Genomic DNA, 18,382 nt, shown 5'->3' on the forward strand with positions numbered 1-18,382 from the left:
CGATAAGAACTCGATACGTCCGGTACAAAGGGTCCGATGAAGCTCGACGTCCGGGTGCTCGGCCCGCTCGAGGTCCGCCGCGGCGACGTCGCGCTCGAGCTCGGCACGCCGAAGCAGCGCACCGTCCTGGCCCTGCTGCTGTTGCACGCCAACCGCCAGGTGACGGCCGCCCGGGTGGTCGAGGAGCTGTGGCCGGGCGCCGTGCCGAGCTCGGCGGGCGCCAACGTCACCACCTACCTCAGCCGCCTGCGCCGCGCGGTGGCCGGCGACGGCTGCGCCCTGGAGCGGCGCGACGGCGCGTACCGGCTGCGCATCGACCCGGACTCGATCGACGTGCACCGCTTCGCCGAGCGGGCCGGCCGCGGCGACGCCGCCTGGGGCGCCGGCGAGCCGGCCGCCGCGGCCCAGCACTGGGCCACGGCGCTGTCCACGTGGCGCGGCGGCGCGTTCGAGGGCCTGCCGACCGGCCCGGAGCTCGACGCGGCCCGCGCCGAGTGGCACGAGCGGCGCCTGGCCGTCCTGGAGCGCCACGCCCGGGCCCGCCTGCGCCTCGGCCGCCCCGACGAGGTCGCCGCCGAGATGCGCCGCCAGACCCTGGCCGAGCCGCTGCGCGAGACCGGCTGGCTGCTGCTCGTCGCCGCGCTGTGGCGCTCCGGGCACCCGGCGGCGGCGCTCGAGGCGTACGAGCGGGCCCGCACGGTCCTCGGCGAGCAGCTCGGCGTCGACCCCGGCCCCCGCCTGCGCGGCCTGCACCGGGCGATCCTCGCCGACGACGGCGACGCCCTGTGGCCCCTGCTCGACGACGCCGAGCGCCCCGAGCCCGCCGCCGCCCGCGCGGACGCCCCGGCCCAGCTGCCGATGGACGTGCCCGGGTTCACCGGCCGCGACGAGGAGCTCGCCCGCCTCGACGCCGTCATCGGCCGGGCCGGCGTGCAGGCGACCGCCGTCGTCGTCACCGCCGTGTCCGGCATGGCCGGCGTCGGCAAGACCGCCCTCGCGCTGCACTGGGCGCACCGGCGGGCCGCGCACTTCCCCGACGGCCAGCTGTACGTCAACCTGCGCGGCTTCGACCCCGCCGGCGCCGCCACCAGCCCGGCCGAGGCCGTCCGCGGGTTCCTCGACGCGCTCGGCGTGCCGGCCGCCCGCATCCCGGCCGACCTCGACGGCCAGGCCGCGCTCTACCGCAGCCTCATGGCCGGCCGCCGCATGCTCGTCATGCTCGACAACGCCCGCGACTCCGAGCAGGTCCGCGCCCTGCTGCCCGGCGCCCCCGGCTGCCTCGTGCTCGTCACCAGCCGCAACCGCATGGCCGGCCTCGTCGCCCTGGAGGGCGCCCGCCCGCTCCTGCTCGACGTGCTCGACCGCGACGAGGCCCGCCGGCTGCTCGCCCACCGCCTCGGCGAGGACCGGGTGGCCGCCGAGCCCGGCGCCGTCGGCGAGATCCTCGCCGGGTGCGCCGGCCTGCCCCTCGCCCTGGCCATCGTCGCCGCCCGCGCCGCCGTCAGCCCGCGGGTCGCCCTCGGCGCGTTCGCCGCCGAGCTGCGCGAGGCCGGCGGCGGCCTCGACGCGCTCGCCGAGCCCGACCTGCCGGCGGACGTGCGGGCCGTGTTCTCGTGGTCGTACCGCGGCCTGACCCCCGCCGCCGCCCGCCTCTTCCGCCTGCTCGGGCTGCACCCCGGCCCCGACGTGTCCGCCCCCGCCGCGGCGAGCCTGGCCGGCGCCGCCCTCGACGAGGCCCTGCCGCTGCTGGCCGAGCTCACCAACGCCAACCTCCTCACCGACCACGCCCCCGGCCGGTACACCCGGCACGACCTCCTGCGCGCGTACGCCACCGAGCTGGCCGAGCCCGGCGAAGCCCGCCCCGCCCGGCACCGCCTCCTCGACCACTACGCCCACACGGCCCACGCGGCCGCGATGCGCCTCACCCCGCACCGCGCCCCGCTCGACCTCGGCCCGCCGGTCGCGGGCGCGCTCGTGCTGCCCCCGGACTCCTCCGAGGCCGCCCTGGCCTGGTTCGCCGCCGAGCGCGCCGGCCTCGTCGCGGCGGCCCAGGTGCCCGGCTTCCCGGTGCAGACGGGCCAGCTGGCGTGGGCGGCGACCGCGTACTTCGCCCGCCAGGGCCACTGCCACGAGTGGGTCGCCACCCAGCAGGCGGCCCTGCGCGCGGCGGTCGAGACCGGCGACCTCCCCCGCCAGGCCGAGGCCCACCGCGCGCTCGTGCGCGCCTACGGCCGCCTCGGCCGCGACGAGGAGACCGCCGCCCACTGCGAGCGGGCCCTGGAGCTCTTCGCCCGGACCGGCAACCTCGTCGGCCAGGCCCATACCCACCTCAACCGCGCCCACTCCCTCACCATGAAGGGCCGCCACCGCGAGGCCCTGCACCACAACCAGCAGGCCCTGTCCCTGTACCGCGCCGCCGGCGACGAGCTGGGCGAGGCCGAGGGGCTCAACTCGGTCGGCTGGACCTACGGCCTGCTCGGCGACCACGAGCTGAGCCTCGCCCACAGCCGCGAGGCGCTCGCCCTGCTGCGCCGCATCGGCGCCGCGGCCCGCGCGGCGAACACCCTGGACAGCATGGGCCACGCCCTGCACCACCTGGCCCGCCACGACGAGGCGGTCGCCTGTTACGAGGAGGGCCTGGCCCTGTCCCGGGCCTCCGGCGACCGCTACAACGAGGTCGACATCCTCATCCACCTGGGCGAGTCCCTGCGCGCGGCGGGCCGCCACACGGCCGCGCGCGACCAGTGGCGCCTGGCCCTGACCCTGCTCGGCACGATCGACCGCCCGGACGCCGCCGAGGTCCGCGCCCGCCTCACCGCGGAGCTGTCCCGACTCACCGCGGCAGGCGGTGCAGCCGCACCTCGTTGATCCGGCCGTCGTACAGCTCGGCGGTCATGTACGTGGCGTGCGGCTGGCGGCGGCGGTCCGTCGGGGAGCCGGGGTTGAGCAGGCGCAGGCCGCCGGGGGCCACGGTGTCCCACGGGATGTGGGAGTGGCCGAACACGAGCAAGGTTTGGGACGGGAAGCGGGCGGCGCAGCGGCGTTCGCGGCCCGTCGCCGGGCCCGTCTCGTGGATCACGGCCACGCGCACGCCGGCCAGGACCGCCTCGGCGACCTCCGGGAGGCGGGCGCGCAGGGCGGGGCCGTCGTTGTTGCCGTACACGCCGATGAGGCGGGCGCAGCGCGACTCCATGGCGTCCAGGAGCGCCACGTCCACCCAGTCGCCGGCGTGGATCACCACGTCGGCGGCCTCGGCCGCGGCCCAGACCTCGGGCGGCAGGTCGCGGGCGCGGGGCGGGACGTGGGTGTCGGACAGCAACATCACCCGCATCGGTCGTCCCTCGGCCTCCATGCGGCCAGCCTAGGCGGGCGGTAGAGTCGGCGGCATGGAATGGCTGCGGCGGTGGCCGGTGTACCGGCAGCTGACCGGGCCGGACCGGACCGGACGGGGCGACGCGGTGCGGTCGGCGCGGACCGATGCACTGGCGGCGCGGACCGTGCGGGCCGACTCGGTGGCCAGGTCCGTCTGTCCCTACTGCGCCGTCGGGTGCGGGCAGCAGGTGTTCGTCAAGGACGGGCGGGTCATCCAGATCGAGGGCGACCCCGACAGCCCGATCTCGCGCGGGCGGCTGTGCCCGAAGGGCTCGGCCAGCAAGAGCCTCGTGACCAGCCCGCTGCGGGCGACCAAGGTGAAGTACCGGCGGCCGTATGCGACGCAGTGGGAGGAGCTGGATCTCGACCGGGCGATGGAGATGATCGCCGACCGGGTCGTGGCCGCGCGCGAGCAGACGTGGCAGGACACCGACGAGGACGGGCGGGCGCTCAACCGGACGCTCGGGATCGCCAGCCTCGGCGGGGCGACGCTCGACAACGAAGAGAACTACCTCATCAAGAAGCTGTTCACGGCGATCGGCGCGCTGCAGATCGAGAACCAGGCGCGCATTTGACACTCCGCCACCGTCCCCGGTCTGGGGACCAGCTTCGGGCGCGGCGGGGCCACCGGATTCCAGCAGGACCTGGCCAACGCTGACTGCATCGTGATCCAGGGGTCGAACATGGCCGAGGCGCACCCGGTCGGCTTCCAGTGGGTGATGGAGGCCAAGGCCCGCGGGGCGACGGTGATCCACGTCGATCCACGGTTCACGCGCACCAGCGCGCTCGCCGACCAGTTCGTGCCGATCCGGGCCGGGTCGGACATCGCGTTCCTCGGGGGTGTGGTCAACCACATCCTGAGCAACGAGCTGGACTTCCGCGAGTACGTCGTGGCCTACACCAACGCGGCCACGATCGTCGGCGAGGACTTCCGCGACACCGAGGACCTCGACGGGCTGTTCTCCGGGTTCGACCCCGACACCAACGCCTACGACCCGTCGTCGTGGCGGTACGAGGGGCACGAGTACGAGACCGAACACGGGCACGAGACGCGGGAGACCGCGGCGGCGATGCTGCACGAGTCGCACGGCGCGCCGGTGCCGGGCGAGGTGCAGCGGGACGAGACGCTGCAGCACCCTCGCTGCGTGTACCAGATCCTGAAGCGGCACTTCTCGCGGTACACCCCGGAAATGGTGCAGCAGGCGTGCGGCGTGCCGCCGGAGGACTTCGCGCGGGTCTGCGACGCCTGGACGCGCAACTCGGGGCGGGAACGCACGACCGCGCTGGTCTACTCGGTCGGCTGGACGCAGCACTCGGTCGGGGTGCAGTACATCCGCACGGGCGCCATCATCCAGCTCCTGCTGGGCAACATGGGCCGGCCCGGCGGCGGCATCATGGCGCTGCGCGGGCACGCCTCGATCCAGGGCTCCACCGACATCCCGACGCTGTTCAACCTGCTGCCGGGGTATCTGCCGATGCCGTCGGCCGGCAAGCACGACACGTTCGGCGAGTGGGTCGACTCGATCCGCCACCCGGGGCAGAAGGGCTTCTGGGGCAACGCGCGCGCGTTCGCGGTGAGCCTGCTCAAGGCGTACTTCGGCGACGCCGCCACCGAGGCCAACGACTTCGGCTTCGGGTACCTGCCGCGGATGACCGGCGACCACGGCACCTACCAGCAGGTCCTCAACATGCTCGACGGCAAGGTCAAGGGCTACTTCCTGCTCGGGCAGAACCCGGCCGTCGGCTCCGCGCACGGCCGCGCCCAGCGCCTGGCCATGGCCCGCCTCGAGTGGCTCGTGGTGCGCGACCTGTACGAGATCGAGAGCGCCACCTTCTGGCGCGACGCGCCCGAGATCGAGACCGGCGAGATCGTGCCCGAGGAGTGCGCGACCGAGGTGTTCCTGCTCCCCGCCGCCTCCCACGTGGAGAAGGAGGGCACGTTCACCCAGACCCAGCGGCTGCTGCAGTGGCGGCACAAGGCCGTCGACCCGCCCGGCGACTGCCGCTCCGAGCTGTGGTTCTTCTACCATCTCGGCCGGCTGGTCAAGGACCGGCTGGCCGGCTCGACCCTACCGCGGGACCGGGCGGTGCGGGACCTGGCGTGGGACTACCCCACGCACGGCGTGCACGACGAGCCGTCGGCGGAGTCGGTACTGCGGGAGATCAACGGCTTCGACGTGTCCACCGGCGCGCCGGTGTCGGGCTTCGCCGAGCTCAAGGACGACGGGTCGACGGCCTGCGGCTGCTGGATCTACTCCGGCGTCTACGCCGACGGCGTCAACCAGGCGGCCCGGCGCACACCGGCCTCGCCGGCCGACCCGCTCGGCCTGGAGTGGGGCTGGGCGTGGCCGATGAACCGCCGGATGCTGTACAACCGCGCCTCCGCCGACCCGGACGGGCGCCCGTGGAGCGAGCGCAAGCGCTACGTGTACTGGGATCCGGACAAGGGCGAGTGGACCGGGCCGGACGTGCCCGACTTCGAGAAGACGAAGCCGCCGACCTACCGACCGGAGCCCGGCGCCGCCGGACCGGCCGGGATCGCCGGGGACGACCCGTTCGTCATGCAGGGCGACGGGAAGGGCTGGCTGTTCGCGCCCAGCGGGCTCGTCGACGGGCCGATGCCGACGCACTACGAGCCGGCCGAGTCGCCGGTGGCCAACCCGCTGTACCGGCAGCAGGCCAACCCGACCCGCAAGCGCTACCAGCGCTCCGAGAACCCGATGAACCCGTCGCAGAGCGACGTGTTCCCGTTCGTGTTCACCGTCAGCCGGCTCACCGAGCATCACACGGCGGGCGGGATGAGCCGCCACCTCGAGTACCTGTCGGAGCTGCAGCCGGCGATGTTCGTCGAGGTGTCGCCGGCCCTCGCCGCCGAGCGGGGGCTGGAGCACCTCGGGTGGGCGCACGTCGTCACCAGCCGCTCGGCGATCGAGGCCCGGGTCATGGTGACGTCGCGGCTGCGGCCGCTGCGCATCGACGGGCGGCCGGTGCATCAGGTGTGGCTGCCGTACCACTGGGGCGGCTCCGGGCTGACGACCGGCGACTCGGCGAACGACCTCGTCGGCATCGTCCTGGACCCCAACGTGCTCATCCAGGAGAGCAAGGTCGGCACCTGCGACGTACGGCCCGGCCGGCGCCCGCGCGGCGCGGCGCTGCGCGCCCTGGTCGACGACTACAACCGGAGGGCAGGGCTGTGACCGCGCAGCGCCATGACGTGCAGCGGATGGGCTTCTTCACGGACACGAGCATCTGCATCGGGTGCAAGGCGTGCGAGGTCGCCTGCAAGGAGTGGAACGACGTGCCGGCCGACGGGATGGACCTGCTCGGCATGAGCTTCGACAACACCGGCCAGCTCGACGCCAACTCGTGGCGGCACGTCGCCTTCATCGAGCAGCCGGCCGGCGACGGCTCCGGCGACCTGCGCTGGCTGATGGCCTCCGACGTGTGCAAGCACTGCACGCACGCCGCCTGCCTCGACGTGTGCCCGACCGGCTCGCTGCTGCGCACCGAGTTCGACACCGTCGTCGTGCAGGCCGACATCTGCAACGGCTGCGGGTACTGCGTCTCCGCCTGCCCGTACGGGGTCATCGGCCGCCGCGAGGGCGACGGGCGGGTCTGGAAGTGCACCCTGTGCTACGACCGCATCGGCGACGGGCTGCAGCCGGCGTGCGCGACCGCCTGCCCCACCGAGTCGATCCAGTACGGGCCCCTCGACGAGCTGCGGGAGCGGGCGCAGGCCCGGCTGGAGGCCCTGGACCGGCCCGAGGCGCGGCTGTACGGCCACGACCCCGGCGACGGCGTCGGCGGGCAGGGCGCGTTCTTCCTGCTGCTCGACGAGCCGGAGGTGTACGGGCTGCCGCCGAAGCCGGTCGCCACCACGCGCGACCTGCCGCGGATGTGGAAGCGGGCCGGGCTGGCCGCGCTGACGATGGCCGCCGCGGTGGCGGTGTCGTTCTTGGGGCGGCGGCCGTGACCCGCTCGTACTACGGCCGGCCGATCCTGAAGAAGCCGGTGTGGGAGAAGGACATCCCGGCGTACTTCTTCACCGGCGGGCTGGCGGCCGGCAGCGCCCTGCTCGCGGCGGGCGCCGACCTGACCGGGCGGCCGCGGACCCGGCGGGCGGCCCGGCTGGCCGCGCTCGGCGCCCTCGGCGTCAGCACCTACTTCCTCATCAACGACCTCGGCCGGCCCGAGCGCTTCCACCACATGCTGCGGGTGGCGAAGCCGACGTCGCCGATGTCCGTCGGCACGTGGCTGCTGAGCGCGTTCGGCGGCGCCGCGGGCCTCGCGGCGGCGGCCGAGGCGCGGCCCCGCGGCTGGACCGGGCGGGCCGGGCGCCTCGCCGGGATCGGCGCGGCCGCGCTCGCGCCCGGGCTGGCCACCTACACGGCGGTGCTGGTCGCGGACACGGCGGCGCCGTCGTGGCACACGGCCGGGGACGAGCTGCCGTTCGCGTTCGCGGGCAGCGCCCTGGCCAGCGGCGCGGCGGTCGGGCTCATCGCGGCCCCGCCGGGCGAGGGCGGGCCGGCGCGCACCCTGGCGGTGGCCGGCGTCGCGCTGGAACTGGCGGCGACGCGCCGGATCGAGACGCGGCCGGGGCTGGAGAGCGAGCCGTACCGCACGGGCAGGGCGGGGCGGCTGCTGCGGGCGGCGCGGACGCTGAACGTCGCCGGGGCGGCCGGGGCGCTGCTCGGGCGGCGCAGCCGGGTGCTGTCCGCGCTGTCGGGGGCGGCGCTGCTCGCGGGCTCGCTCGCCACCCGGTTCGGGGTGTTCGAGGCGGGCGTCGCCTCGACGGAGGATCCGAAGTACGTGGTCGAGCCGCAGCGGGGCTGAGCGCCCCGCCGCGGCTCGCCGGGCCGGTCAGCCCTTCAGCACGACCGACTTGACGATCTTGTCGGCGATCGTCTGGCGCTTGGCGTCCCACAGCGGGAACAGCCAGCCGATGTAGCAGATGATGCTGTCGACGAAGTGGCACAGGTCGCGCAGGAAGGCCATGCCCATGCCGAGCGGCTGCCCGGTCTGCTCGGCGATGAGGCGAAGGCCCAGGGCCTTCTTGCCGATGCTGGCGCCCTGGCCACCGAGGTACCAGCGGTTGAACGCCAGGTACACGATGCCGATCAGGTAGAAGATCCAGAACACGGCGCCCTGGTTGCTGTCGACGGCGCCGCCGATGCCGGCGATGACGGCGAAGGGGATGATGTCGACGATGTACGCGCCGACGCGCTGGATCCAGTTTGCGTAGTTCATCGGGGGTATTTCTCCTCAGGAGCGTTGGAACATGTGACGGTTCAGAGGAACCCGAACCGGTGGAGCTGAAAGACCCAACTCGCCACCGCGGCGGCAGCCGCGGCCACGTACGTCCGGCGGCGCGCCCGGGCGGACCAGGGTGCCGGAGCGGCGACCAGCCCGAGGTGACGCAGGACGATCAGCGGAACCATCACGACCGTGAGGATCGCGAGGGCCATGGCCGCGGGGTTGTCGCCGAGCGAGGCCAGGAAGCGGCCGTGCGCGAGGTCCACGGCTGCGGTGGTGAGCCCGCAGCCCGGGCACGGAATGCCGGTCGCCCAGCGCAGCGGGCACGGCAGGCCGAGGCCCGTGCCGGCGGTGAACGCCGGCCAGACCGAGGCCGCACCCGCGACCGCAACACCGAAGCCGCCCAGGCGCTCCGGTATCGAGTACTCTCTGCGCACCTGAGGACCCCGTTGCTCGACAGACGAGTGGTGATCTTAGGCTGAGACGGTCGTCACTTCGGATCGGCCGAACGTACGAACCTGAGAGGAAACTCAGGCCGACTAGCGGATCTTCAGGGTCCGGCCGGTGTCCGGGACGAGCTCGCCGATGACGGGATGGCCGGGAAGCTCGCCCGCGACGAGGAGGCCGCCGGAGGTCTGGGCGTCGGCGAGGAGCAGCAGCTCGTCCTCGGTGGCGGCGCCGGCGTCGAGGTGCGGGCGGACCCAGTCGAGGTTGCGGCGGGTGCCGCCGCTGACGTACCCGTCGGCGAGGGCCCGGCGGGCGCCGTCGAGGTAGGGCACGGCGGCGGCATCGACGACGGCGGTGACCCCGCTGGCCCGCGCGAGCTTGTGCAGGTGGCCGAGCAGGCCGAAGCCGGTGACGTCGGTGGCGCACTCGGCGCCGGCCGCGAGAGCCGCCTCGGACGCGGCCCGGTTCAGCGTGGTCATGGCGGCGACGGCGTGCGGGAACGCCTCCCCGGTGGCCTTGTGCCGGCTGTTGAGCACGCCGATGCCGAGGGGCTTGGTGAGCGTGAGCGGCAGGCCGGCGCGGCCGCGGTCGTTGCGCAGCAGCCGGTCCGGGTCGGCGATGCCGGTGACCGCCATGCCGTACTTCGGCTCGGGGTCGTCGACGGAGTGCCCGCCGGCAACGTGGCAGCCCGCCTCGCGGGCGACGTCGAGCCCGCCCCGCAGGACCTCGGCGGCCAGCTCCATCGGCAGCAGGTCGCGCGGCCAGGCGAGAAGGTTGACGGCGACGACGGGCCGGCCGCCCATCGCATAGACGTCGGACAGGGCGTTGGCGGCGGCGATGCGGCCCCAGTCGTAGGCGTCGTCGACGACGGGGGTGAAGAAGTCGGCGGTGGCGACGACGGCGGTGCCCCCGGACAGGCGGACCACGGCGGCGTCGTCGCCGTCGTCGAGCCCGACGAGGAGGTCGCCCGGCCCGTCGGGGGCCCGGTCGCCGGTGAGGCCGGCGACGACGGCCTCGAGCTCGCCGGGCGGGATCTTGCAGGCGCAGCCGCCGCCATGGGCGTAGCCGGTGAGCCGGACCGTCTCCGTCATGGGCCCCAATCTATCGGGTCGCCGGCCGACCGGATTGTCAACGACCATCCTTGCGGCGGCGCAGCTGCTCGACGCGCTCGGCGTGCCCGCCCGCGTCGCCCGCGCCAGCCGCGACCGGCTGCGCGACCTGTCCGCGCGGTAGCGCGCGGCGATCAGTCCGCGCGATGGCGCTCCATCGGGAACAGGATGGGGCTCAGCAGGTACTGGCTCCGGTCCGGGGCCGGCTCGTGCCCGAGGTGCGGCACGATCGCGGCGCGCAGGCCCGCGATCAGCTCGTCGCGCTCGGCATCGGTGAGCCACACCGCGTGCTGGCGGTAGCCGACCTGATCCCGCGCCGGGTCCGCGCCGGGGTCGTCGAGGTAGGTGCCGTACTCGGCCAGCAGCGCCGCCATCGCGGCCGCGAACGCCCGCCGGTGCTCCTCGATCGTCGCCGCCGCGGCCCGCTCGGCGCTGACGGCGGCCCGCGCCGGGCGGAGCCGGTACTGCCGCTCCACGAACCCGCGCACCCGCTGCTGGGCCGACTCCTCCAGGACGCCGGCCTCGGCGAGCAGGGCCACGTGGCGGTACACCGTCGCCTTCGACGCGTCCGGGATCCGCTCGCACAGCTGCTGGGTCGTCAGCGACCGCCCGCCGGACAGGGCGTGCACGATGCGCAGCCGCACCGGGTGCAGCAGCAGCTCGACGGGGTCCATTGGCCAATGTTCGCACACCTGCTAATGTTCGCAAGCATGAGAACAATGCCACGGGGTACCACGGTCGAGGCCGGCGGCCGGCGCATCGCCCTCTACCGGGAGGGTTCGGGCGGCCCGCCGGTCGTGTTCCTGCCCGGCGCCGGGCTCATCGGCCTGGAGTACGACAACGTGCTGCGCGGGGCGGCCGCCCTGACCACGGCGGTCACCTACGACCGGGGCGGCACCGGCTGGAGCGACCCGGTCCCGCTGCCCCGCACCGCCGCGGCGGTCGCCGGCGAGCTGCGCGAGGCGCTGCGGGCGGCCGGGATCGACGGCCCGTACGTGCTGGCCGGCCACTCCATCGGCGCCGTCTACGCCCGCCGCTTCGCCCAGCTGTTCCCGGCCGACGTCGCCGCGCTGCTGTTCATCGACCCCGGCCACGAGGACATCCTGCGCTTCCTGCCGCCGGAGGTCGTCGCGATGAACGAGCGGATGAAGCCCTCCTGGGACTCGCTGCCCGACCTGACCGCCGAGCAGCTCGACGCCTCCCGCGCGGCCCTGCTGCGCCTCTACGCGGACTGGCCCGGCGACGTGCGCGCCGGCCTCGTCGAGCACCGCCTGCAGACGTGGCGCACCGGCATCGCGGAGGGCCGCAACCTGGAGGACGAGGTGTACGCCGAACTCGCCGCCGGCGGCCCGCTGCCGCCCGTGCCGCTCATCGTGCTCTCGGCCGCCGACCGCAACCCGGTGTGGGTCCAGCACCTGCCGCCGGAGCTGCTGGAGCGCGCCCACGCCGGCATCCACGCGCTGCACGCATCGATCGCCGCGTCGGTCCCCGGCGGCTCGCACCGGCTGGTCCCGGGGGCGTCGCACCAGTACTTCCACGTCCAGCAGCCCGGCGCGGTCCTGGACGCCCTGCGCGACCTGCTGCGGCGCTGCACCACTCAAACCGGTACATACGTCTAGGTGCGTTGCTTCGCGCCGGCGCGGGCGTAGGTTCGATGGCGTGATGCTCGTGTCGCGGCTGCTGTCGCAGGCGCTGGTGGCGTTCACGATCGAGGTGGACAACGCGTTCGAGGCGCGGATGCCGCACCGCACCACGCGCGGGCCGGCGCGCGGGGCCGAGGGCCCGTGGCTCGTGTCGCTGGCGATGTGGTCGAACTTCCTGCGGTACGTGCCGGCCGGCGGCGTGGCCCAGGCCGACGTCGGCGACCTGGCCGCGCTCACCAACCTGCCCGGCCTGCAGCGGTGGGGCTACGTCCGCGTCGCCGGCGGGATGGTCCACCCGACCCGCCACGGGCTGCGGGCCGACGCGCTGTTCCGGCCGCTGTGCGCCGAGGCCGAGGACCGGTGGGAGCGGCAGTTCGGCGACGGGCTGCGGCGGGTGCTCGAGCCGCTCGCCTCGCCGCTGCTGCCGCGGTACCTGCCGGTCGCCGGGCCCACCCGGCACACCGGCCCGCCCGCCGGGCGGCGGGCCGACCACGAGCGGGCCGACCTCGCGGCGCTGCTGTCGCGGGTACTGCTGGAGATCACCGGCGAGTACGAGGCGGAGGCCCGGCTGCCGCTCGGCGTGGCCGCCAACGCGCTGCGGGTGCTCGGCGGCGGCCCGCTGCGGCCGCGGGAGGTGCCGCTGCGGGCCGGGATCGCCAAGGAGGCCGCGGCGCAGTCGGTGGCGATGCTGCTGCGCCACGGGCTGGCCGACGCCGACGGGAAGGGGCCCTCGGCGCTCGTCTGGCTCACGGCGCGCGGCGAGGTCGCGGCGCGCAACTATCACGCGCGGATGGCGCGGGTCGAGGCGCGGCGGCCGGCCGAGGCGCTGACCAACGCGCTGATGCCCGTCGTCGAGGGGGCGGCCGAGGCCGTCCGGCCGCCCGAGGCCGGGTGGCGCAACCATCCGCCGTACCGGGCGCAGACGGCCGCGTTCCTCGCCGATCCGCTCGGGGCGCTGCCGCACCATCCGCTCGTCACCCACCGCGGCGGCTTTCCCGACGGCAGCTGAGCCCCGGCCGGGACCAGCACGCAGAACATCGCCCTCGACGGCTCCGGGAACCTGCGCATCACCCCGATCCGCGACGGCTCCGGCAACTGGACCTCGGCCCGCATCGAGACCCAGCGCAGCAACTTCAAGCCGCCGACCGGCGGCCTGATGCGCATCGAGAGCCGCCTGCAGATGCCCGACGCGACCGGCGCGGCCGGGGCCGGGTACTGGCCGGCGTTCTGGGCCCTCGGCGCGGCGTACCGCGGCAACTACCAGAACTGGCCCGGCATCGGCGAGCTCGACGTCATGGAGAACGTCAACGGCGCCAACCAGGTCTGGGGCACCCTGCACTGCGGCGTCAACCCGGGCGGCCCGTGCAACGAGACCACCGGCCTCGGCAGCACCCACGCGTGCCCGGGCTCGGCCTGCACCGGCAACTTCCACACCTACACGTTCGAGTGGGACGCCAGCGTCAGCCCGCAGGTGCTGCGCTGGTACGTCGACGGCGTGCAGTTCCACAGCGTCAACCAGAACCAGGTCGGCTCCTCCTGGTCGCAGCTGGCCAACGGGTACTTCCTGCTGCTCAACGTCGCCATGGGCGGGTCGTTCCCGAACGCCGTGGCCGGCTACGCCACCCCGACCTCCTCGACCGTCTCCGGCCGGCCCATGCTGGTCGACTACGTCGCCGTCTACACCAAGGGCGGCGGCTCCGGCGGCACGACGACGCCCACGCCGACCAGCACCGGCACGGGTGGCTCCGGCGGGGGCCGGGACGCCTACGGCACGATCCAGGCCGAGTCGTACAACGCCCAGAGCGGCACCCAGCTCGAGACCACCACGGACACCGGCGGCGGCCAGGACGTCGCCTACATCGCCAACGGCGACTGGCTGCGCTTCGACGGCGTCAACTTCGGCTCCACGCCCGCCCGCCAGTTCTCCGGCCGCGTGGCCTCCGGCGTCGCCGGCGGCGCCAGCGGGCTCGTCGAGGTACGCCTCGACAGCCCGTCCGCGACGCCGGTCGGCAGCTTCGCCATCGCCAACACCGGCGGCTGGCAGACCTGGCGGACCGTGCCGACCAACATCTCCGCCGTCACGGGCACGCACACCGTCTACCTGACCTTCACCAGCGGCCAGCCGAACGACTTCGTCAACCTCAACTGGCTGACCTTCGCCCACTGATACGGCGAGCTGTTCGGCCGGGCCGAGCCGCCCACCGCCGTCGCGTGCGCCGACGCCCGCGCGGCCACCGGCGTGCTGCGGGCCGCCCGCGCCCGCGGCCTCGACGTGCCGGACAACGTGTCCGTCGCCGCGTTCGACGACACGGGCCTCGGCGCGTTCGCCGGGCCGGCGCTGACGTTCGTGCGGCCCGACTGGGCCGGGCTCGGCCGCCACGCCGCCGCCGCGCTGCTGCCGCAGCTGCACGACCCACCGGCGGCGCCGCTTCGCTCGCAGGTCCCGCCGGTGCTGGTGGCCCGCGGCTCGACCGGCCCGCGGGCGGTCCGCGTCGGCGGCTAGGCTACGGCCGCCCGGCCGCCTTCACGCGGTACATGGCCTCGTCCGCCTCCCGCAGCAGCGCCTCGGCGGTGCCGTGCCGGTCGCTGCCGGTGGCGCCGATGCTGACGCCGATGCGCACCTGCCGGCCGCCGATGGCGAACGGGGCCCGGACGGCGGCCTGCAGCCGCTCGACGATCTCGTCGAGGTCGGGCCCGGCGGCGACGCCGGGCAGCAGGACGACGAACTCGTCGCCGCCGAACCGGGCGGCCACGTCGGTGGCGCGCAGGCCGGCGCGCAGCCGCTGCGCGACCCGGACCAGCAGCTCGTCCCCGGCCGCGTGGCCGAGGCCGTCGTTGACCGCCTTGAAGCCGTCGAGGTCGAGGAAGAGCACGGTGAACGGCGGCCCCCCGGCCTGCGCCTGCTCCACCGCCGCGTCGAGCGTGGCCTGGAACGACTCCCGGTTCGGCAGGGCGGTGAGGCGGTCGGACAGCGCGCTGCGGCGCAGCCGCTCCTCCTGCTCGCGCAGGTCGAGGGCGACGGTGAGCAGCGCCGCGCACTGGTTGGCCAGCTCCCGGCCGTCCTCAACGGCGCACTCGACGGTGTCGACGACCGCGAGCCAGCCCCGGTCGCTGCCGCGGATCTTCGCCGGGACCACGAACACCGTCTCGCCGGGCACGGCGGCGGCGATGAGCTCGGCGGGCGGGAACGCCTCGACCGTGGTCGGGCCGGCCGGGATCGGCGGGCCGGGCCGGCGCCGCCAGCCCGGCGAGCGGTGCAGCTGCCCGTCCGGCCCGCGCAGGGCGACCGCCGCGGCCGCCGCCGGGGTCGCCGCCAGCCACGACGGGTCCCGCGGGTCGCGGTCCCGGCCGTACAGCAGCGCCATGTTCAGCGTGTACTGGGTGCTGATGAGGGAGCGCAGGTGCCAGCCGCCGGCGAACATGACCCGGCTGTTGAGCCGGCCGAGAAGCATCATGAGCTCCTGCGCGCCGCGATCCACCCGCCGGCCGGCGTCCGCGGCGGCGACGGGGGCGGCCTCGGCGTACTCCTGGACCGCCCGGCAGATCAGCCGCAGCCGCTCCGGCACCGGGTGCACCTCGTACAGCGCCTCGAGCGCGTCGCCGGCCGCCGCGAGGCCGCCCTGGTCGCCGTGCGCGACCCGGCCGAGCGCCTCGACGGTCGCCGTCGCCGCCCGCGCCGCCACCGCGGCGGCGTGGTCCTGGTCGATCACGGTGGACGGCACCGCCGCGGCGAACCGCTCCGCGAGCCGGCCGGCCGCGTCGGTCGCGGCGCTGGGCGGCAGCGTGACGGCCGACTCCGTGCAGCCGCACGAGGTCCGGGCGACCAGCGCGGCCGGCAGGCGCTCCGGCCCGGGCTCGAGCGCCTCGCCGTCGATCGCCCGCAGCAGCAGGACCACGGCGCGGTCGCTCATCGCGGCGAGCGGCTGCGCGGCGGTGGTCAGGCTCGGGCGCAGGAACGCGGCGACGTCGATGTTGTCGAAGCCGGTCAGCGCGTAGTCGTCGGGGCAGCGCAGCCCGGCCGCGGCCAGCACCCGCTGCGCGCCGATGGCGTTGCGGTCGGTCGCCGCGACCAGCGCGGTCGGGGACCCCGCCCGGCGCCAGTCGCCCGGGGTCCAGGTGATGCCGCTCTCGAGGTTGTCCCGCGCGGGCAGGAACAGCGCCGGGTCGGCCCCGATGCCGTGCCCGGCCAGCGCGGCCCGGTACGCGTCGTAGCGCTCGGCGACGTCGGTCGCGGCCAGGTACCCGGTGAACGCGATCCGCCGGTGGCCGTGGCCGACCAGGTGGGCGACCACGTCGCGGATGCCGGGGCTGTTCTCGGCGAGCACCGCCGGGCAGGGCACGCCGGGCACCTCGTGCCCGACGAGGACCACGGGCTTGCCGGCCGCGCGCAGCCGCATGAGGTACTGCGGCGTCACCGCGTCGGTCAGCACCACGAACCCGCCCGCCTGCCGCCACGCGGCCGGCTCGGCGAACGCCGGGTTGCCGCCGTTGACCGCCACGTCGGCGGCGGCGTCAAGGGTCTGGACCGCGATGGTGCGCAGGCCCCGGCGGGCCGCCGCGTCGCTGACGCCGGCCAGCAGGCGCCCGTAGTACAGCCCGCCGACGAACGGGGACAGCACACCGATGACGCGACCGTCGCCCATGTCCGCTCACCTCCGCCGCCGACATCGGCCGCCGGCCGCTGTAGCTGAGCGCTACGCCGTGGGCAGGCACTCCAGGGTGAAGTGCTGCTTGAGCCAGGGGACGAGGGTGCGGTACGCCACGATGGTGTCCGGCTGGCCGTTGTCGTGGGACAGCACGATCGAGCCCTGGCGGATCTGCGCCTTGATCTGCGAGATCACGCGGGCGATGTGCGCGGAGTGGTTCCGGTCGGGCTGGTGGTCCCAGTCGCGCGGGTCGACGTCCCAGTAGATCGACGACATGCCGAGCTCCTGCGCCTTCGCGACCAGCGACGGCGTGAAGTTGCCGCCCGGCGCGCGGAAGTACTTGATCGGGGCGTCGGCGCCGACCGCGGCGTGGATCATGTCGTTGGTGTGGCGCAGGTCCCAGTCGATGTACGACGGGTCGCGCTTGGCCAGGTCCGTCAGGTGCTGCCACGAGTGGTTGCACAGGGTGTGGCCGTCGGCGTAGATCTGGCGCACCAGGTCGGGGCGGTCGCGCACGCGGAAGCCGACCATGCAGAACGTCGCCTTCACGTTGTTCTCGCGCAGGATCTGCAGCAGCGCGGGCGTGTTGATCGGGTCGGGGCCGTCGTCGAAGGTCAGCGCGACCTCCGTGCCGGGCGTGCGGATGACCGACCCCGCCGGGCCGTGGCCGTCGGCGGGCGGGCGGATCTTGAAGCCGTCCTCGAGCGTCTTCGTGGTCGCCGGCGGGCTGCTCGGCGGGCTCGACGGGGACGGCGGCGCCGCCGGGCTCGCCGACGGCGACGCGGTCGGCGAGGGCAGCGCCGACACCGGCAGCGCGGACTGCGCGGCGGCCGAGCGGGCGGCGGTCACGCCGGGTTGAGCGGCCGAACGCGGTTCGTCACCCGCGCACGCGACGGCACCGAACACGAGCGCCACGATCGCGGCGACGCGGGCCATCACGCGCCTGTTGCCGAGCACTGCTACAGCTCCCCATCCCCGGCGGTCAACGTCAGTGGGGCCACGCTATCGAACGGCGGGCGGATCCGGCAGCCCCGTCCACCAACTACAGTGGGTCGCGTGACCGTGCCGGTCGACCTGCTGCCCCACCTGCGCCGAGCGCGCGACCACATCGACCGCCACTACAGCGCGCCACTGGACCTGGACACGGTCGCGGGCGTGGCCGCCGTCTCGAAGTACCACTTCATCCGCTGTTTCGAGGATGCGTACGGCGAGACACCGATGCGCTATCTGACCCGCCGGCGCATCGAACGGGCCCAGGACCTGCTGCGCACCGCCAACCTGACCGTCACCGAGGTGTGCATGGCGGTCGGCTTCACCAGCCTCGGCTCGTTCTCGGCGAAGTTCACGCGGATCGTCGGGGAGAGCCCGGTGGCGTACCGCAACCGCTGGGCCGCCGCCGGCGCGCCCCACATCCCGGGGTGCTGGCTGTTCATGGCCGGCGTCGTGCGCAATTTCGGAGAAGGCGGCCGGGGTCACGAGCAGTAACGTCGGCGGCATGATTACGAACATCTCGCTGATCACCACGTACGTGCTCGACCAGGACAAGGCCCGCGACTTCTACGTCGACGTGCTCGGCTTCGAGGCCGCCAGCGACGTCACGATGGGTGAGTTCCGCTGGGTCACGATCCGCCACCCGAGCCAGCCGGAGCTCGAGGTGACCCTCATGACCCCGGGCCCGCCGCTGGACGACGAGGCGGCCGCGTTCGTGCGCCGCCAGCTGGAGAAGGGCGGCATGGGCGGGCTCGGCCTGCGCGTCGACGACTGCCGCAAGACCCACGCCGAGCTGGTCGCGAAGGGCGTCGTGTTCGTCCAGGAGCCCGAGGATCGCCCGTACGGCGTGGAGGCCGTCATCCGCGACAACAGCGGCAACTGGCTCGTGCTCGTCGAACCCCGCGAGTTCCAGGCCTAACCG

General features: G+C 74.9%; 17 protein-coding genes and 1 pseudogene. 11 read left to right on the forward strand and 7 right to left on the reverse strand.

Features of this window, described 5'->3' with window-relative positions; all coding sequences use genetic code 11:
* The first annotated feature begins 36 nt into the window (after window positions 1-36).
* On the forward strand, window positions 37-2,868 hold the full coding sequence (locus ACQEVU_RS31235) for an AfsR/SARP family transcriptional regulator (RefSeq protein WP_433329812.1): 2,832 nt from the start codon (window positions 37-39) through the stop codon (window positions 2,866-2,868).
* Here the strand turns inward: ACQEVU_RS31235 and ACQEVU_RS31240 are convergent.
* Window positions 2,834-3,331, reverse strand: a complete 498-nt coding sequence (locus ACQEVU_RS31240) for a metallophosphoesterase family protein (protein WP_433335148.1) — start codon at window positions 3,329-3,331, stop codon at window positions 2,834-2,836. The two genes, ACQEVU_RS31235 and ACQEVU_RS31240, sit on opposite strands and share 35 nt — an antisense overlap.
* A gap of 55 nt (window positions 3,332-3,386) precedes the next feature.
* On the opposite strand from ACQEVU_RS31240, the gene fdh reads away from it, so the two are divergent.
* Genes fdh through nrfD form a run of 3 tightly spaced genes read left to right on the forward strand, consistent with a single transcriptional unit; the run spans window position 3,387 to window position 8,205 of the window.
* Window positions 3,387-6,569, forward strand: coding sequence for a formate dehydrogenase (gene fdh, locus ACQEVU_RS31245; protein ID WP_433329814.1), 3,183 nt, complete (start codon window positions 3,387-3,389; stop codon window positions 6,567-6,569).
* A gap of 26 nt (window positions 6,570-6,595) precedes the next feature.
* Complete coding sequence (locus tag ACQEVU_RS31250) at window positions 6,596-7,345, forward strand: 4Fe-4S dicluster domain-containing protein (protein ID WP_433335150.1); 750 nt, start codon at window positions 6,596-6,598, stop codon at window positions 7,343-7,345.
* Window positions 7,342-8,205: an NrfD/PsrC family molybdoenzyme membrane anchor subunit gene (nrfD, locus tag ACQEVU_RS31255; RefSeq protein ID WP_433329816.1), complete on the forward strand. Its 864-nt coding sequence runs from the start codon at window positions 7,342-7,344 to the stop codon at window positions 8,203-8,205. Before ACQEVU_RS31250 ends, nrfD begins: the two co-directional genes overlap by 4 nt.
* A 27-nt stretch (window positions 8,206-8,232) precedes the next feature.
* Here nrfD and ACQEVU_RS31260 read toward each other — a convergent pair whose 3' ends face one another.
* The 3 genes from ACQEVU_RS31260 to selD all read right to left on the reverse strand — a co-directional run bounded on the left by ACQEVU_RS31260 (window position 8,233) and on the right by selD (window position 10,172).
* On the reverse strand, window positions 8,233-8,619 hold the full coding sequence (locus ACQEVU_RS31260; protein WP_433329818.1) for an RDD family protein: 387 nt from the start codon (window positions 8,617-8,619) through the stop codon (window positions 8,233-8,235).
* Between the two features lie 41 nt (window positions 8,620-8,660).
* Window positions 8,661-9,062, reverse strand: coding sequence for a DUF2752 domain-containing protein (locus ACQEVU_RS31265; RefSeq protein WP_433329820.1), 402 nt, complete (start codon window positions 9,060-9,062; stop codon window positions 8,661-8,663).
* Window positions 9,063-9,164: 102 nt separating this feature from the next.
* Window positions 9,165-10,172: a selenide, water dikinase SelD gene (selD, locus tag ACQEVU_RS31270; RefSeq protein ID WP_433329822.1), complete on the reverse strand. Its 1,008-nt coding sequence runs from the start codon at window positions 10,170-10,172 to the stop codon at window positions 9,165-9,167.
* On the opposite strand from selD, the gene ACQEVU_RS31275 reads away from it, so the two are divergent.
* On the forward strand, window positions 10,162-10,305 hold the full coding sequence (locus ACQEVU_RS31275) for a hypothetical protein (protein ID WP_433329824.1): 144 nt from the start codon (window positions 10,162-10,164) through the stop codon (window positions 10,303-10,305). The genes selD and ACQEVU_RS31275 overlap by 11 nt on opposite strands.
* Window positions 10,306-10,315: 10 nt before the next feature.
* Here ACQEVU_RS31275 and ACQEVU_RS31280 read toward each other — a convergent pair whose 3' ends face one another.
* Window positions 10,316-10,855, reverse strand: a complete 540-nt coding sequence (locus ACQEVU_RS31280) for a helix-turn-helix domain-containing protein (RefSeq protein ID WP_433329826.1) — start codon at window positions 10,853-10,855, stop codon at window positions 10,316-10,318.
* 36 nt (window positions 10,856-10,891) lie between these two features.
* Here ACQEVU_RS31280 and ACQEVU_RS31285 point away from each other — a divergent pair, with 36 nt between their 5' ends.
* The 4 genes and pseudogenes from ACQEVU_RS31285 (at window position 10,892) to ACQEVU_RS31300 (ending at window position 14,327) form a co-directional block, all read left to right on the forward strand.
* Complete coding sequence (locus ACQEVU_RS31285) at window positions 10,892-11,800, forward strand: alpha/beta fold hydrolase (RefSeq protein WP_433329828.1); 909 nt, start codon at window positions 10,892-10,894, stop codon at window positions 11,798-11,800.
* Between the two features lie 40 nt (window positions 11,801-11,840).
* Window positions 11,841-12,833: a hypothetical protein gene (locus tag ACQEVU_RS31290; RefSeq protein WP_433329830.1), complete on the forward strand. Its 993-nt coding sequence runs from the start codon at window positions 11,841-11,843 to the stop codon at window positions 12,831-12,833.
* Window positions 12,834-12,848: 15 nt separating this feature from the next.
* Window positions 12,849-13,991 (forward strand): annotated as a pseudogene (locus tag ACQEVU_RS31295) (carbohydrate-binding protein); the annotation flags it as partial.
* A 9-nt stretch (window positions 13,992-14,000) separates the two neighbouring features.
* The gene (locus ACQEVU_RS31300; protein WP_433335152.1) at window positions 14,001-14,327 is read left to right on the forward strand and encodes a substrate-binding domain-containing protein; all 327 of its coding nucleotides are present in this window, start codon (window positions 14,001-14,003) and stop codon (window positions 14,325-14,327) included.
* Between the two features lies 1 nt (window position 14,328).
* On the opposite strand, the gene ACQEVU_RS31305 is transcribed toward ACQEVU_RS31300, so the two are convergent.
* Both ACQEVU_RS31305 and ACQEVU_RS31310 read right to left on the reverse strand, forming a co-directional pair.
* Window positions 14,329-16,467, reverse strand: a complete 2,139-nt coding sequence (locus tag ACQEVU_RS31305) for a diguanylate cyclase domain-containing protein (protein WP_433329832.1) — start codon at window positions 16,465-16,467, stop codon at window positions 14,329-14,331.
* A gap of 51 nt (window positions 16,468-16,518) precedes the next feature.
* Window positions 16,519-17,427, reverse strand: a complete 909-nt coding sequence (locus tag ACQEVU_RS31310) for a polysaccharide deacetylase family protein (protein WP_433329834.1) — start codon at window positions 17,425-17,427, stop codon at window positions 16,519-16,521.
* A 99-nt stretch (window positions 17,428-17,526) separates the two neighbouring features.
* On the opposite strand from ACQEVU_RS31310, the gene ACQEVU_RS31315 reads away from it, so the two are divergent.
* Together ACQEVU_RS31315 and ACQEVU_RS31320 are read left to right on the forward strand one after the other, a co-directional pair.
* Complete coding sequence (locus ACQEVU_RS31315; protein WP_433329836.1) at window positions 17,527-17,955, forward strand: helix-turn-helix domain-containing protein; 429 nt, start codon at window positions 17,527-17,529, stop codon at window positions 17,953-17,955.
* Window positions 17,956-17,965: 10 nt separating this feature from the next.
* Complete coding sequence (locus ACQEVU_RS31320; RefSeq protein WP_433329838.1) at window positions 17,966-18,379, forward strand: VOC family protein; 414 nt, start codon at window positions 17,966-17,968, stop codon at window positions 18,377-18,379.
* Window positions 18,380-18,382 lie beyond the last annotated feature (3 nt).

Source organism: Dactylosporangium sp. CA-139066, from assembly GCF_050936175.1.
In the GTDB taxonomy this organism is placed as follows: Bacteria; Actinomycetota; Actinomycetes; order Mycobacteriales; family Micromonosporaceae; genus Dactylosporangium.